Below are 14,537 nucleotides of genomic sequence, written 5' to 3' on the forward strand. Positions count from 1 at the left end.
TGTGCCGTAGCCCGGAGCCTGTCGAAGCGCGCTTGTTAGCAGGCGCCTTCCCACCGAATCGGGGTACGGGCCGAAACGCTTTGCCTTGCGACAACCGAACCTAGCCGTCGGCGCGAATATCCGCATTGTCGTCGGTCCCGCCCGGCGCACCATCGGCGCCCAGCGACCACACGTCAAATGCCGCGCCGTTCGGGCCCGGCGCCTGATAATTATACGGGCGGCCCCACGGGTCTTCGGGCAGTTTGCGGATATAACCGCCGCGGCGATACCGTTCGGGCTGCGACAGCGACGGCGGCGGCGCCGACAGCGCCCCCAGACCGTCGGTCGTCGCCGGATACACGAGATTGTCGAGCCGGTATTGCTCGAGCGCGGTTTCCAGCGTCGCGATATCGGCCTTGGCTTTGGTGACCATCGCGCGATCCTGGCTGGGCAGCACGTTGATCATCACCACCGTGGCGAGCAGCCCGATGATGAAAATGACGACCATCAGTTCGGTCAGGGTGAAGCCGCGCTCGTCAGACGTGCGGCGATGGGGGACCGGACGCGCGGTATCGAGCATCAGGCGGACAAAAAGCTTCATGAGCGACATATATTATAGACCTGCAAGGTTCTGCAACTGGAGGATGGGAAGCAGGATGGCGAGGATGATAAGCGCGACGCATGACCCCATAATGACAATTATGACAGGTTCGAGAAGCGCCATCGATGCGGCGGTGAAACGATCGAATTCGCGTTCGAGATAATCGGCGGCGCGTTCGAGCATCTGTTCGAGCCGCCCTGCGCTTTCGCCGCTGGCGGTCATGTAGACGAGCAGCGGCGGGAACACCCCGGCATCGCGCAGCGCGGTCGACAGGCTGCCGCCGGCGCGCACCTGATCGACCAGCGTCGCGGTCGCGCCGGCCAGCGCGGCGTTGCGGATCGTCGGCACCGTCAGCCGCAGCCCCTCGACCAGCGGCAACCGGCTCGACACCATCGTCGACAGGGTGCGGGCGAAGCGCGCGGCATAAAGGTCGCGCAGCAGGCGGCCGAGCAGCGGCAGGCGGAGCAGACGCGCATCGACGCGCGCCTTGAACGCCGGGCGGCGCATCGCGCTGACCCAGCCGAACCCCGCCGCGGCCATCAACACAGCAACCAGCCACCACCAATTGGCGGCAAAGCTGGAGATCGCGATCACCGCGCGGGTCAGGAAGGGCAGTTGCTGGCCGACGTCGGTGAATTGTTCGACGACGCGTGGAACCACGAAGATCATCAGCGCGGCGACGACGCCGATCGCGACGATCGCGAGCACAATCGGATAGGCGAGCGCGGCGATCAGCTTGCCGCGCACCTCGGCCTGGCGTTCGAGCAGGTCGGCGAGACGGGCGAGGATCGTCGTCAGGCTGCCCGTCGTTTCGCCCGCCGCGACCATGGCGCGATAGAGCGGCGGAAAGCTTCCCGGTTGACGCGCCATGGCGTCGGCGAGACGGCGCCCTTCCAGCAATCCCGCATGCACGTCGCCGATGACCGCGCGCGCGCTTTCGGCCTCGCTCTGCCGCGTCAGGGTGCGCAGCGCCTCTTCGAGCGGCGCCACCTCGGCCAGCGTCGCGAGCTGGCGCGTGAACAGCGCAAGATCCTTGCGGCCCAGCCGGTTGCGGCGGAAGGACAGCAGCGACGCGCGGGCGGGTCGCGCGCCGGCACTCTCGACCGCGACGATATGGAATTTGCGGCGGATGAGGTCGGCGCGCGCGGCATCGTCGTTCGCCGCGGTCAGCCGTCCCTTGCGCTCGCGGCCCTGCGGATCGATCGCCACATAGCGATAATCAGGCATCGATTTCCTCGCGCCGCGCAATGCGGATCGCCTCTTCGGCGGTGGTCAGCCCCTTGGCGACCATCGTCCGCGCCGCCGAGGCCAGCGTCGGCGATTTCAGGAAGGCGTGGCGGGTGATCATCGCCTCGTCGCCGCCATTGTAGATGTAGCGGCGCACCGTCTCGTCGACCTTGATCGCCTCGAACACCCCGATGCGGCCCTTGTAGCCGGTGCCGCTGCAATGATCGCAGCCCTTCGGACGCCAGATGACGGTGCCGATGTCGAGCCCGAGGATCGCGGCGACGCTGTTGTCGGCCTGGACGGGTTCGCGGCAATTTTCACAAAGTTTGCGCACAAGCCGCTGCGCAATCACCGCGCGGAGCGTCGAGGCGAGCAGAAAAGGTTCTACTTTCAGATCCTTAAGCCGTGTGATCGCCCCCACCGCATCGTTGGTGTGGACGGTCGAGAGGACGAGGTGGCCCGTCAGCGACGCCTGCACCGCAATGTCGGCGGTCTCGCGGTCGCGGATTTCGCCGACCATCACGACGTCGGGGTCCTGGCGCAGGATCGCGCGGAGCCCCGCGGCAAAATCGAGCCCGACCTTGTTGTTGACCTGCGTCTGGCCGACCCCGTCGACGGCATATTCGACCGGATCCTCGACGGTCAGGATGTTGCGCTGGCCGTCGTTGAGCTGCTTCAGCGCCGCATAGAGCGTCGTCGTCTTGCCCGACCCGGTCGGGCCGGTGACGAGGATGATGCCATTGGGTTCGGCGAGCGCCTCGCGCAAAATCTGGTCGGAGGTGCCCGACAGGCCGAGGACGTCGAAGTCGATCCCCGCGGCGTCCTTGTCGAGGATACGCATCACGACGCGCTCGCCGGCGCGGCTCGGCAGCGTCGAGACGCGGACGTCGACCGCTTTCCCCGCCAGCGTCAGCCCGATGCGGCCGTCCTGCGGCACGCGGCGCTCAGCGATGTCGAGCCGCGCCATCACCTTGATGCGGCTGACCACGACAGGCGCGACGTGCGGCGGCATCCGCAGATGTTCGCGCAGCACGCCGTCGGTGCGCATCCGCACGACGAGCCCGCTTTCATAGGGTTCGATGTGGATGTCGCTGACCCCCTGGCGCACCGCTTCGGCGATGATCGCGTTGATCAGGCGGATCGCCGGGGCGTCGTCGGCGCTGTCGAGCAGATCCTCGGCGCTCGGCAAGGTGAAGTCGATGTCGCTGCCGTCGAGCGAGCCCGCCATCGCCGCCGCCGAACTGTCGACGGCATAATGGTCGGACAGCAGCCGGTCGAAATCGGCGACGCTGGCGGTCGCCACGGTCAGCGGCTGCGCAAGATAACGCTTCACCTCGATCAGCACCGCGGGGTCGGCGCCCTCGCGCAGCGTCGCGAGCCATGCCCCGCCCCCCCTCTCGCCATCACCCGGCGCGATGACGACGCCGTGGGCGCGCGCAAAGCCATAGGGAATGTCGACCGGCGCCGCGGCGACGGCGATCGGTTCGGGATCGGTCACGGATAATCTCCGGGCGGCGGCGCGGGGGCGTTCGAGATCGACGGCGGCACGTCGGTCGTCGACACCGTTCCTTCGGGGCTGCGCAGCGCGGGCAGATCGACCGGGCCGACGGTGATGTCGGCGGCGCTCGGCGCGCTCGGCACCGGCGGCACCGCGCCGAGATAGTCACGCACCAGCGTATCGATCGCGGGCTCGACATCGGGGTTCCGTTGCAGCTGGAAGTCGCGGATATAGCCGTAGCGGCGCGCGGTGAGCGCGGCATTGTCCTCGCGGCTGCGCAGGATCGTCGGGCGGATGAAGACCATCAGGTTGGTCTTCGACCGCGACCGGCTGCGCGATTTGAACAGTTCGCCGATCAGCGGGATGTCGCTGAGCAGCGGAATGCGTTCGATCGTCCGCCGTTCGTCGTCGTTGAGCAGGCCGCCGATCGCCAGAATCTCGCCGTCGTCGACGGTCAGCACGGTTTCGAACGAGCGTTTGTTGAGGATGAGGTCGCTGTTGCGCGACGACACCGGCCCGGCGACGCTCGACACTTCCTGACGCAGGAACAGCTTGACCTCGCCGGCGCCGTTGACCTGCGGCGTGACCTCGAGCTTGATGCCGACCTCCTCGCGCTGGACGGTGCGGAAGGCGTTGTCGAAATTGTCGCTGAGCGCCTCGCCGGTGGTGATCGGCACTTCCTGTCCGACGAGGAATTTCGCCTGCTGGTTGTCGAGGGTGACGATGTGCGGGGTCGCGAGCAGGTTCGACGTCGTGTCCGATTTCACCGCGTTGATGATCGCCCCGAAAATCGTGTTCTTGCCGATGTCGCCGGCAAAGCCGGCAAAGCCGCCGGTGGCGGCGAGCAGCGACGCCGCGGCGGCCTCCTGCAGGCTGCTGCCGAGCGAACTGTTGGTCTGGGTGACGATGGTGTCGCCGTTGACCGTCGTCGTTTCCTGCGACAGCTCCTGCGCCGCATAAGCACCGCCGAGCGTCAGGATATTGGGCTGCGCATTGCTGTAGCTCGTCGCGACGAAGGGAATATTCTTGCCGCCGAGCAGGAACTGGACACCGAGCCGCTTCGCCGCATCGTCGCCGATCTCGACCACGATCGCTTCGACCAGCACCTGTTCGCGGCGGCTGTCGAGCTGACGGATCAGCTCGCCGAGCATGCGCTGGACGTCGGCGTTGGCGGCGACGATGATCGCATTGGCGCCTTCGTAACGGGTGACGATCGCGGGGCCGCGCGTCGCGATGCTGCCACCCGCGCCGCCGACCGAGGTCGGGGTGGTCGCAGCGGGCGCCGACGGTGCCGGGGCGCTTCCGTCCGACGTCCCGGACGCCGTCGCCGGGGACAGACCCGCCTTTTGCGCCGGATCGCTGCCGCCGCCGACCAGCTGTTGCAACGTCGGCAGCAAGGTTTCGGCGTTGGCGTGGGCGAGCCAGTAGACGCGCAGTTCGGTGCCGCCCGCGGCCTTCTGGTCGAGGTCATTGGCCATCGCGACGAAGCGCGCGACCATCGCCTGATCGCCCCTGAGCGCGATCGCGTTGCTGCTGTCGATCGGCACGATTGCGACCGGCGATTGCGCGCCCTCGCCCGCCGCGGGGACGAGCGCCTGCAGTGCCGCGGCGATTTCGCGGGCGCCGGCATTCTTCAGCGACACGATCTGGCTGGTCGAGGTGTCGCGGTCGATGTTCGACGCCAGCGCGCGAATGCGGCGGATATTGTCGGCGAAATCGGCGACGATCAGGCTGTTGGCGTTGCGATTGGCGGTCAGCGAGCCCTGCGGGCTGACCAGCGGGCGCAGCGTTTCGACCGCGGCGACCGCGTCGATATGGCGCAGGCGGATGATTTCGGTCACGAACTGGTTCTGCGCCGCGCCGCGGCTGCCGATCCGGCCCGGCTGCGCCGCGGCGCCGTCGATCGGCTGGATCCGATAGGCGCCGCTCGGGCCGGGAACCGCGACAAGGCCGTTCGAACGCAACGTCGAGAGGAAGATTTCGAAATATTCGCTGCGCGACAGCGGCCGTTCGGTCACCACCGACACCTTGCCGTTGACGCGCCCGTCGATGACGAAGGTGCGCCCGGTGATCCGCGCCGCATCCTGGATGAAGGCGCGGATGTCGGCGTCGCGGACGTTGAGCGTATATTGCGCCGCCGCGGGCACGGGAGCGGCGGAAATCAGCGCGGCGGCAAGCATCAGGGACAGTTTGAAACGCATGGGGTTCAGGACTTTGCGAGGAAGATGGCAACGGGAACGACGCTGGCGCCGCGTTCGATTTCGAGCGAGATGCGCGCACCGGGGGTGAGCTGGTTCGCGAGCGAGGCGGCGTCGCCGGCCGAGCCGATCGGCCGGCCGTTGACCGAGCGGATGACGTCGCCGGGGCGGAGGCCGGCGGCGCGGAACACCGCGCCATCGCCCTGCGGCTGGACGAGAAGCCCGGTCACCCGGCCCTCTTCGGTGCGCGGGGCAAAGCCGACCCCGCCGCGCAGCGCGGCGGGCGACATCTCGCCGTTCGCCGACACGCCTTCGGCGGGCGCGCTGCCGATTTCGAGCGTCGGAGCGATCGAGCCCGCCGCGGCCGGGCTGGCCACCGGCGCGTCGCCGCTCTGGTCGAGGAACAAAGTTTCGCGCGCGCCGCCGCGGTCGAGCAGCACATGGTCGAACGCGACCCCGGCGAGCTTGACCCCCGGCGCAATCTCGTCGCCGACGGCATAGCTCGACTGAAGCCCGTCCTCGCCGGCGATGATCGCCGACCCGCCGCCGGTCGCTTCGTTGAGGTTGACCCCGAACAGGGTCAGGCCGAGCGCGGTGACCGTGGCGCTGGCCGGCCCCTGCGGCGCGGTGCGGAAAAAGGGATCGAGGCTGGTGAACAGCGCGCGCCGTTCGGCGGGCGAGGCGATCACCGCCGCCTGCGGCTGCCACGCGCCGAGCGGCGACAGCGGAAGGACGAGCGCCCACAGCAGGCGGACGAGCTGCCAGATCAGCAGCGCGCCGAGCAGCGCCGCGAGCAGCAACGGCAGCAGTTCGCGCGGATGGCGCGGCCGCACCCGCAACCAGCGAGGCAAGCCGCGCGGCGACCGAAAGGCCGATCCGGACATCAGCGTCGCCATGAAATCTAGTCGTCCCCCGAGCTGAACAGCGTCACGCGAATCGCCTAGGGGTGATTGGTGACAATCAGTTGACGGTAAGATTACAGTTTTTTGTCAGCCGGGCGAGTCCGGCGGTCGCGGCAACAATGATCCTCCCTGTGGCGAAGCCATGGGGAGGTGGCAGCGCGAAGCGCTGACGGAGGGGCGGTCGGGTACCGCCTTGGCCCCTCCACCACCCGCTACGCGGGCGGTCCCCCTCCCCACCGCTTCGCGGCAGGGAGGATTATGCGATCAGAACTTCACCGACGCGCTGAGCGAGAAGGTGCGGCCGAGCTTGTAGCGGTTGAGGAAGATGCGGTTGTCGCCGGCTTCCTGCACTTCTTCGTAATCGCGCCCGGTCAGGTTGCGCGCTTCGAACTTCAGCTCGATTTCCTTGTTCAGCAGGTTGATCCCCTGCCGCGCGACGAAATCGAGCGAAATGCCCGGCTTTTCGCGGATGTCGGGCTGGCCCGAGGGACCGCGGCTGGTGACGCGCGGGCTGGCATAGGTCAAAAGCAGGGTCTGCTGCGACAGCTTGTCCTGGTCTTCGAGCCCGATCTGGACGTTGACCAGATGGTCCGACTGGCCGGTGAGCGGCGACCCGTCGAAGAAGAAGTCGGCGGCATTCAGCGTCACGCCGTTGATGATCGTGGTGTCGTCCGCGCCGACTTTGATCTCCGACTGCGTATAGGTGTAGTTGCCGATCAGGACGAGGCGGCGGCTTTGCCAGAAGGGCGCGTCCGACATCGTATCGAGCGGGATATATTTCTGCACCTCGACCTCGGCGCCATAGAGCGTCGCCTTCGGCGCGTTGGCGAAGCTGGAGTTGGCGACCGAATCGGTGCTGATCGAGGTGTAGGTTTCGATCGGATTTTCGATCGATTTGTAGAAACCCGCGAGCGAGAAACGCTGGTCGCGGCCGAAATACCATTCGTAGCGCAGCTCGGCGTTGGTCAGTTCGCTGTCGATCAGCGACGGGTTGCCGCGGAACTGGCGGTTCGAATCGGGATCCTGATAGATTTGCGCGATCAGTTCGCGGAACTGCGGCCGCGCGATGGTTTTCGACCCGTTGAGGCGCAGCTGCATGTCGGGTGCGACCTCCCACGTCAGGGTGACGGCGGGCAGCCAGTAATCATTGTTGAGGTCGGTGGTGACGATCGCGCTGCCGCCGGTGTTGAACAGATCGATCGGGGTGACGCTCTGCTTGCCGTCCTCATAGCGGACGCCGGCGTTGATATTGATCCCGGCGACCAGTTCGGCCTGGACTTGGGCATAGCCGGCGTGGGTGGTCAGGCTGGCGTCGAACGCCGCAGTGCCGTCCTGCGCCGAGGTTTCCTGCAGCGTGATATCGTACAGCTGGATCGTCGCGTCGGAGAGCAGGAAGTCGGGGCGCAACTGCTGCACCGGAACCGGCAGGTTCGCGGCGCGGAACTGGAAGGCGCGGCGCACCGCGACGCGGTTGGTATCGCTATAGGCGTAGCCGACGGTCGCGGTGATCCGCGGGGCGACTTCGTATGACAGGTCGACGCCGCCCGACCACAGATCCTCGTTCAGGTCCGAAAAGGCGATCGTCGCATCGCCGCGGTTGCCGCCGAGGTCGTTGACGAACTTGTCGCCGGTCGGGTCCTGCTCGGTCGGCAAATTGGTGCGGACATAGGTGAAGCCGCGCTCATAGGGCGCCTCGCGCTGCGAATTGGCATAGGCGCCGCGCAGGTCGAGCTTCAGCCGGTCGAATTTGAGCTCGCCGACGAACTGGGTGTTGATCAGCTGGCGTTCGTACCACGCGGTGTCCTGTTTGATGATGTCGCGTTCGGACTGGTTGCGGTCGGTGCCGAGCGCGAGCCGCGCCTGTTTCAGCGTGTCGCGGATATAGAGGTTGGTCCAGCGGAACTTGTGCTCGCCCAGCTCGAGACCGAAACCGAGCAGTCCGTTCACGACGACGCGATTGTCGGTGATGACGCGGTTGTAGCTGGTCTGCGGATCGCCCGACAGATCCTGGTTGAGCGAGGTCTGCTGCAGCGTGTCGCGGGTGCGCCACTTGTTGCTGATCCCGCCGGTCGCGATGATGCCGAGTTCGCCGTTGGCGAGCGGGATCGTCGTGCCGCCGGTGATCCCCGCCGACCAGTTGATCGGGATGTGGTTATTCTGTTGCAGCAGCGTCGTTTCGGCGTTGACCAGCTCCATCTGGATCGCTTCGAGATCGTCCTGGGTGAAATCGGCGCCTTCGAGGATCGGCTTGCCACTGGCAAAGGCCGCAGCGAGCAGCGGCGGCACGTCGCGGGTGCCGTCGTCGAAACCGGTCCAGTCGGTGTCGCTGCCATAATAGGTATAGCCGAGCTCGTTCGTCGTCTCGCTGTCCCAGCCGATGCCGCCGCTGAACGTCAGGAAGGGTTCGCGCGGGGTCGACTTGGTCGTGAGGTTAATCACGCCGCCGCCGAATTCGCCGGGGAAGTTGGCCGAATAGCTTTTCTGGACCAGCGTCGAATCGATGACGTTGGAGGGGAAGATGTCGAGCGGGACGACGCGCTTCAGCGGCTCGGGGCTGGGCAGCGGCGAGCCGTTGAGCAGCGCGAGCGAATAGCGGTCGCCGAGGCCGCGGACATAGACGAAGCCGTTGCCGACCACCGACAGGCCGGTCACGCGCTGGAGCGAGCCGGCGATATCGCCTTCGCCGGTGCGCGCGATGTCCGCCGACGACAGCACCGACACCACTTCGGGCGTCGCACGGACGACATTGGGGGTGTAGCGGCCGGTGACGACGATTTCCTGGTCGGCGCCGCCGGGGATGGAAATGTCGCCCTCTTCGTCCGCCGCGGCATCGTCCGCTTCGGGCGCCTCAGGGGCAGGCGAAACCGGCGGCGCATCGGTGGCCGGACCTTCCTGAGCGAGCGCGGCAGGCGCGACGAGCGCCGAACTGAGAAGGAGCAGGCTGGCGAAGATCGGCCGCTTGGTCATGTGGAATGTCCCCAATTATACGTAGGAAGGGAGCGGGCCAGCCCCTTCGGCGTGCCCGCTCCCCAATTGGATCGCGAGCGATCAGGTCGTCGGGATCGCGGTGCAGCTGCCGCTCGCCGTGCCGAAGTCCGCGGTCGCCGAGTTGCAGGTCCAGCCCTGGTACCAGGTGTCGTTGGCGTCGCGGACGGCGCCGACATAGGCGGTGGTGTCGAAGAAGGACGCGATCGTCTTGGCATCGAACGGGGTGAAGGCCGTTTCGGTCGCGCCGTTGACGAACAGGTTCGTCAGGCTGGGGGTGTAGGTCGAGCGGTTGTTCGTGCCGGCCTCGAAGATCGCCCGCACCGAGTCGGCGGTCGGGCCGTTCGAGCCGCGGAACGGCGTCGCGTTGCACTGCAGCGATACCGATTCGAAGCGCGGCGGACCCTGTTCGTCGGGACCGGTCGTCTGCACCGTCGTCGCGCTGTCGATGCGCAGGCAGCTCAGCCCCGGCGCGACGATCAGCCCGTTGAGGAAGGTGTAGTCGGCGCCGCCGCGGATGCGGATCGCGGCGCCGTTGCCCGCGGCATTGTTGCGCTGGATATAGGTGAAGTTCGAAATCGCGACGCGCTGGCGCGGCGTCGTGTCTTCGTTGCCGTCCGAGTCGATTTCCATCATCGAGTCGCCGACCGCGCCGCCGGCACGCTGGACGCCGATGACATATTGGATGTTGCCCTGATACCCGACGTCGGTGTCGAGACCGTCATCCTCGGCGCCGGTGACGATCAGATGCTTCATGTTGACGCGGCCGCCGAACACTTCGGCACCGTCGTCCGAGCTGTTGTGGATCTGGATATGGTCGATCTGGGTGCCCGAGCCGACGCCGGCGGGGGTCAGGCCCTGCAGCTCGCTGTTCGCCGACAGGACGAAGCCCGAATAGCGGATCTGGACATAGGACATGCGGCCCGAATTGTCGCCGGTCTGGGCGCCGCCATAGAGCGCGTTCGACGTGCCTTCGGTGTCGCGTTCGCACGCCACGGTGCCGGGCGTCGCGGCGGGCGCGAGGCAGTCGGTGATCGGCGCGCGGCCGAGCAGGACGACGCCGCCCCACAGCTGCGAGGTGTTGTCGGTCGCCGATCCGACGACGTTGCCGCGGCCGGTGAAGACGATCGGCTGGGTCGGGGTGCCGACCGCATCGATGCGGTTGCCGCGGTTGACGACGAGGAACGACACGCCGGTCGCGCCAAAGATGGTGACGCCCGGATCGATCGTCAGCGTCGCGACATTGTTGGTGCTCGCGGCGCCCTGATCGCTGCCGACATCGACGCGGCCGGGCAGCGAATAGATGACGCCCGCTACCTTCGGGATCGCGGTCGAGGCGGTGAAGCGCGTCGGGAAGCCGCAGTTGCGCCATTCGCCGCCGGGGCCGCTGATCGTGCCGAGGTTCGACAGCTGGTCGGGACCGGCGATCGTCGGGCAGTTCGCGGCCGGGGTCACGCCGGTCGGGGTGGGGGTCGGGGTCGGCGTGGGGGTCGGCGTCGGCGTCGGGGTCGGCGCCGGGATCACGATCACGCCTTCGCCGGGCGATGCGACGCCGTCGGCACCGCAGGCGGCCAGGATGGAACAGGCCACGCCGCTGAGCATGACCAAACGAATGCGTGCGAAAGCCGCCATGAAAATCTCCGTACCCGGTGCGCGCCCCCGGATGTGTCGAGTGGCGCCCTGATGAAAAATCACCGGCAAACGAGAAAAGTCTGACTGGCTCGCCCCCGGTGACGACGCCACTAGGGTGATTCGATGACGGTCTGACGCCAGAGCCGTGACAGATGCGTGACGCTTCGGAGTCGATTTGGTGACAGCCGCGACGCGCGCGGCCCGGCGCCTCCGCCGCGCCCGGAAATAATTGCAGCGAAGCTCGCTTGCATCGCCCGACAAGCTTTGCTAGGCGCCCGCTCCTACCCGGAGCCGGACCCGTTCGGCCCCATCATGATGTGCGGTCGTGGCGGAACTGGTAGACGCGCAACGTTGAGGTCGTTGTGGCCGAAAGGCCGTGGAAGTTCGAGTCTTCTCGACCGCACCATATAGTCCGGTAGGACTCCAAAAAACCGGCAGTCATGGCAACTCGCATGGCAGCGGTGCGCCCGGATATGGAGCGCGCGACCGGGTTAAAGCCGACGGCTCGTAGAGCGCGGGCGCAAGCATTCATTGGAAATACCGGGATAACGCTCCTGTCACCGCATTGGGAATTTGCTCATTCCACCCGTCTGGCCATAAAATCGAGCATCAGGCGGGCGATCTCATCGGTCTTTTCGTCAAGCGCAAAGTGGCCCGCGTCGAGCAAGTGAATTTCCGCGTCCGGCAGGTCTCGCTTGAACGCTGTGCCACCAGCGGCAACGAACGAAGGGTCATTGGCGCCCCATACCACCAAAGTCGGGGGTCGATGTTCGCGAAGCCAAGCTTGCCAAATGGGGTAGGCCGCTACGTTGGTCCGATAGTCGTACAGCAACGCCGACTGGATCGCGCGCTGACCGGGTTTTGCCAGATGTGCAAACTCGTTGAGCCAGTTCTCCGGATTGTGTCGCTGCGGATGCGATGTGCCGGCTGTATGACGCTGCACCGTGGTGTCGAAAGACAGAAAGGCTTCAAGAACCTGCGGATGAGCTTTTGGATCGGCCCAATATTCGGCAATTCCGGGCCATTTCTTGCCCAAGCCTTCGCGGTAAGCATTGCCGTTCTGCGTGATGAGCGCGTCCAATCGCTCTGGATGCGCCATCATCATCCGGAAACCCACCGGAGCGCCGTAATCGTGAATATAGAGGCTGTAACGGCTGATTTCGAGGCGCACCAACAGCTGGCTCATTACCTTGGCCAGATGATCGAACGTATAAGGGAAGACCGACGGTTCGGGTGCGTCACTCTGTCCGAAGCCGGGATAATCGGGTGCGATGACGTGGTATCGCGTGGCCAGCAGCGGTATCAGCGCTTCATACTGGCGCGACGACGTCGGGAAACCGTGGAGCAAGACGATTGTCGGCGCGTCTTTCGGTCCGGCCTCTCGATAAAACACCCCGACGCCGTCAATCTGCACTCGGTTGTATGTCGTCGTCGAATTTGTAGCGGCCAGGGGAGCGGCCCACGCCGTCGGCGTGATGCCGCCAGATAGTGCAGCAGCGACGGCCAATCCAAATAGCCAGCTTTTTTGGCGCACAATCGGGTAAAAATGCATGAAAATCCTCGCGCGATATCGGCGTCAATTTCTGCGATGCGAACGGCCCAAAAAGGCTTTGGGAAGCGTGCACGCAGAAAGATCAAAACCTGATCATGGCGTATTCGCGCGGAGGGTGCCGCCGGTTACAGCATTGAGAGGGTGCGGCATGGCGTCGAGGTCTGGTCTTATTGCCTGATGCCCAACCACGTCCACATCGTGACCGCGCCGCGCGACGAAAATGGGCTGGGGCGGACATTCCGGCATGTCCACCGCCCCTACACCGGCTATGTCAACGCCCGGATGCGGGTGACGGGGCATCTGTGGCAAGGGCGGTTCGGTTCGGTGGCGATGGACGAGCAGCACCTGGTCGCGGCGTTTCGCTATGTGGCGCTCAACCCGGGGCGGGCACGGCTGGTGAGCCGAGCCGAAGATTGGCCTTGGTCGAGCACGCGGGCGCATATCGAAGTGGCGGACGACCACGTCGTGACGGTGGCGCTGGCGCTTTGATCGGGTCGGCAACTTTGCCGCCTTTCTTGGGCAGGATTTGACGAGGCATTCACTTATGCTGCCCTGGGTCAAGCGGAGACTCTGGGCCGGCCGATCGGTTCGCCGGCCTGGCTGGAGGATATAGAGCGCTCGACCGGGTTCAAGCTGATGCCCGCCAAGCGCGGGCGCAAGCCTTCACTGGAAATTCGGAGACGACGCACCTGGCACCGTAATTGCTGTCACCGTAATGGCAACAATCGCAACGATTGATCTCCTAAAGCCCCGTCAAGAAGTTCCGATCTCGGTTATTGCCCGCTATTTCATCGAGCACTTCAATCAGCGGATCGCGATGATTGTTATGCTCAAGAAATTGGCCGTTCAGAAAATGAGGTGAAAGTCTCGGCGGTTTCCCGAGGTAGAAGAGCCTATTGCCGGAATATATCTGCGCGATGTCGTTTGCTTGATCGACCATCCATTGCGGAGCCAGAAGCGATGCACAATTCGGCGCAGACGTACGCCGCGAGTTCAACGTACAAAAATAGACGCAGAGATGTGGCGTGAGGGGAACGAGTGCACGGCCATCAATGCGATTGGCAGTAAGGCCGCATGTAAGCCAGTCGAGATGGCCGTCGCCACAAATGAACTTCTTGAACGGCGAATGCAGCAGCACGAAGGAGTGCAGAGAGATATATCCATTTGCGCAAAGCCGTTTCGCGAGGCGGTAGTTCTGATTCATGTTGGCTTTCCCGACATCTTCATTTTGGGGTAAGCCAAATCGTGTTGGGAAGCGCTCGTACTTTGAACGAAAACTGGGACTGCGGATCAACAGAGAGTGAAGGAGCAGAAGCAAGTTTCGGTGTAGCTGCTCATCGAGATGATAAAAGTGACACCCATCTCTGCCGCTTCGACCTTTCTTGAGAAGCAATGTCAAAATGGCTCTGATGTCTTTCAAAGAGATCCCTAGCGGTTTGAGGCTTTTCAGAGCAGCGATGATATTGTGAATTTTATCATCAATATCAAATTCGCTTTCGAAATTATTCTCCCAGACACCTTGGCCTTTGAACATCGTATGCCCATGGCGTTTGTATCCGATATTGCGATTGTAGAATCGCTTTTTCCCCAGCTTTCCATCGGACCCAATCCACGCCACGTCGCCTTGTCTATCCGCCCAGTATCGCTGCAAGGCCACTGGCCACCAGTGATGGTCTTTTGGTTGATTCCCGCCCGACATGTATGACCTTTTACGATCATATATTGCTACGGGTAAGAGCAGATGTGGTGATTGAACGAATATGATCGGGTCAAAACCGGGTCATGGATAATCCGGTTGCCCGCTTCACAGAATTACGGTGACAGGCGCAACAATCCCCAATTAGCCGTTATTGCAAAAACCGCTGTCCTACAAAATTCCTTTGTGCTTCAAGCTGGTCGATGAGCAGCATCCTTCCCGACCGGCACGCAATCCAGCGCCCCGCCAACACCAGCACCGCGCGCG

10 protein-coding genes and 1 tRNA gene are annotated in these 14,537 nt (G+C 64.8%); 2 read left to right on the forward strand and 9 right to left on the reverse strand.

What is annotated here, in order from left to right:
- Positions 1–100: 100 nt before the first annotated feature.
- The 7 genes from gspG to HEQ22_RS12225 form a co-directional block, all read right to left on the reverse strand.
- Positions 101–580: a type II secretion system major pseudopilin GspG gene (gene gspG / locus HEQ22_RS12195; protein ID WP_432768167.1), complete on the reverse strand. Its 480-nt coding sequence runs from the start codon at positions 578–580 to the stop codon at positions 101–103.
- Positions 581–592: 12 nt separating this feature from the next.
- Entirely contained in the window at positions 593–1,807 is a 1,215-nt protein-coding gene (gspF, locus tag HEQ22_RS12200) for a type II secretion system inner membrane protein GspF (RefSeq protein ID WP_432768168.1), read from the reverse strand.
- Positions 1,800–3,305, reverse strand: coding sequence for a GspE/PulE family protein (locus HEQ22_RS12205; RefSeq protein WP_432768169.1), 1,506 nt, complete (start codon positions 3,303–3,305; stop codon positions 1,800–1,802). Before HEQ22_RS12205 ends, gspF begins: the two co-directional genes overlap by 8 nt.
- On the reverse strand, positions 3,302–5,506 hold the full coding sequence (gspD, locus tag HEQ22_RS12210) for a type II secretion system secretin GspD (RefSeq protein WP_432768170.1): 2,205 nt from the start codon (positions 5,504–5,506) through the stop codon (positions 3,302–3,304). Before gspD ends, HEQ22_RS12205 begins: the two co-directional genes overlap by 4 nt.
- Before the next feature lie 5 nt (positions 5,507–5,511).
- Positions 5,512–6,387 (reverse strand): type II secretion system protein N, encoded by an 876-nt coding sequence (locus HEQ22_RS12215; protein ID WP_432768171.1) that lies wholly within the window; start codon positions 6,385–6,387, stop codon positions 5,512–5,514.
- Positions 6,388–6,669: 282 nt separating this feature from the next.
- Positions 6,670–9,372, reverse strand: coding sequence for a TonB-dependent receptor domain-containing protein (locus HEQ22_RS12220; protein ID WP_432768172.1), 2,703 nt, complete (start codon positions 9,370–9,372; stop codon positions 6,670–6,672).
- 81 nt (positions 9,373–9,453) lie between these two features.
- The gene (locus HEQ22_RS12225) at positions 9,454–11,022 is read right to left on the reverse strand and encodes a hypothetical protein (RefSeq protein ID WP_432768173.1); all 1,569 of its coding nucleotides are present in this window, start codon (positions 11,020–11,022) and stop codon (positions 9,454–9,456) included.
- A gap of 319 nt (positions 11,023–11,341) precedes the next feature.
- Between HEQ22_RS12225 and HEQ22_RS12230 the strand changes: the two genes are divergently transcribed.
- Positions 11,342–11,428, forward strand: a tRNA-Leu gene (locus HEQ22_RS12230).
- 171 nt (positions 11,429–11,599) lie between these two features.
- Here the strand turns inward: HEQ22_RS12230 and HEQ22_RS12235 are convergent.
- A complete protein-coding gene (locus HEQ22_RS12235) occupies positions 11,600–12,574 on the reverse strand; it encodes an alpha/beta fold hydrolase (protein WP_432768174.1) in 975 nt (324 codons plus the stop codon).
- Positions 12,575–12,751: 177 nt separating this feature from the next.
- Here HEQ22_RS12235 and HEQ22_RS12240 point away from each other — a divergent pair, with 177 nt between their 5' ends.
- Entirely contained in the window at positions 12,752–13,063 is a 312-nt protein-coding gene (locus HEQ22_RS12240) for a transposase (protein ID WP_432768175.1), read from the forward strand.
- A gap of 253 nt (positions 13,064–13,316) precedes the next feature.
- On the opposite strand, the gene HEQ22_RS12245 is transcribed toward HEQ22_RS12240, so the two are convergent.
- The gene (locus HEQ22_RS12245) at positions 13,317–14,273 is read right to left on the reverse strand and encodes a hypothetical protein (RefSeq protein WP_432768176.1); all 957 of its coding nucleotides are present in this window, start codon (positions 14,271–14,273) and stop codon (positions 13,317–13,319) included.
- Positions 14,274–14,537: the final 264 nt, after the last annotated feature.

The sequence above is a fragment of the Sphingopyxis sp. genome, from assembly GCF_050916055.1.
Taxonomy (GTDB): Bacteria; Pseudomonadota; Alphaproteobacteria; order Sphingomonadales; family Sphingomonadaceae; genus Sphingopyxis.

What these genes read in the sequence shown, in the direction of transcription:
- HEQ22_RS12240 (WP_432768175.1), top strand. Translation starts at nt 12,752, where the DNA reads ATGCCCAACCACGTCCACATCGTGACCGCGCCGCGCGACGAAAATGGG.
- gspG (WP_432768167.1), bottom strand. Translation starts at nt 580, where the DNA reads ATGAAGCTTTTTGTCCGCCTGATGCTCGATACCGCGCGTCCGGTCCCC.
- gspD (WP_432768170.1), bottom strand. Translation starts at nt 5,506, where the DNA reads ATGCGTTTCAAACTGTCCCTGATGCTTGCCGCCGCGCTGATTTCCGCC.
- gspF (WP_432768168.1), bottom strand. Translation starts at nt 1,807, where the DNA reads ATGCCTGATTATCGCTATGTGGCGATCGATCCGCAGGGCCGCGAGCGC.
- HEQ22_RS12235 (WP_432768174.1), bottom strand. Translation starts at nt 12,574, where the DNA reads ATGCATTTTTACCCGATTGTGCGCCAAAAAAGCTGGCTATTTGGATTG.
- HEQ22_RS12225 (WP_432768173.1), bottom strand. Translation starts at nt 11,022, where the DNA reads ATGGCGGCTTTCGCACGCATTCGTTTGGTCATGCTCAGCGGCGTGGCC.
- HEQ22_RS12245 (WP_432768176.1), bottom strand. Translation starts at nt 14,273, where the DNA reads ATGTCGGGCGGGAATCAACCAAAAGACCATCACTGGTGGCCAGTGGCC.
- HEQ22_RS12215 (WP_432768171.1), bottom strand. Translation starts at nt 6,387, where the DNA reads ATGTCCGGATCGGCCTTTCGGTCGCCGCGCGGCTTGCCTCGCTGGTTG.
- HEQ22_RS12220 (WP_432768172.1), bottom strand. Translation starts at nt 9,372, where the DNA reads ATGACCAAGCGGCCGATCTTCGCCAGCCTGCTCCTTCTCAGTTCGGCG.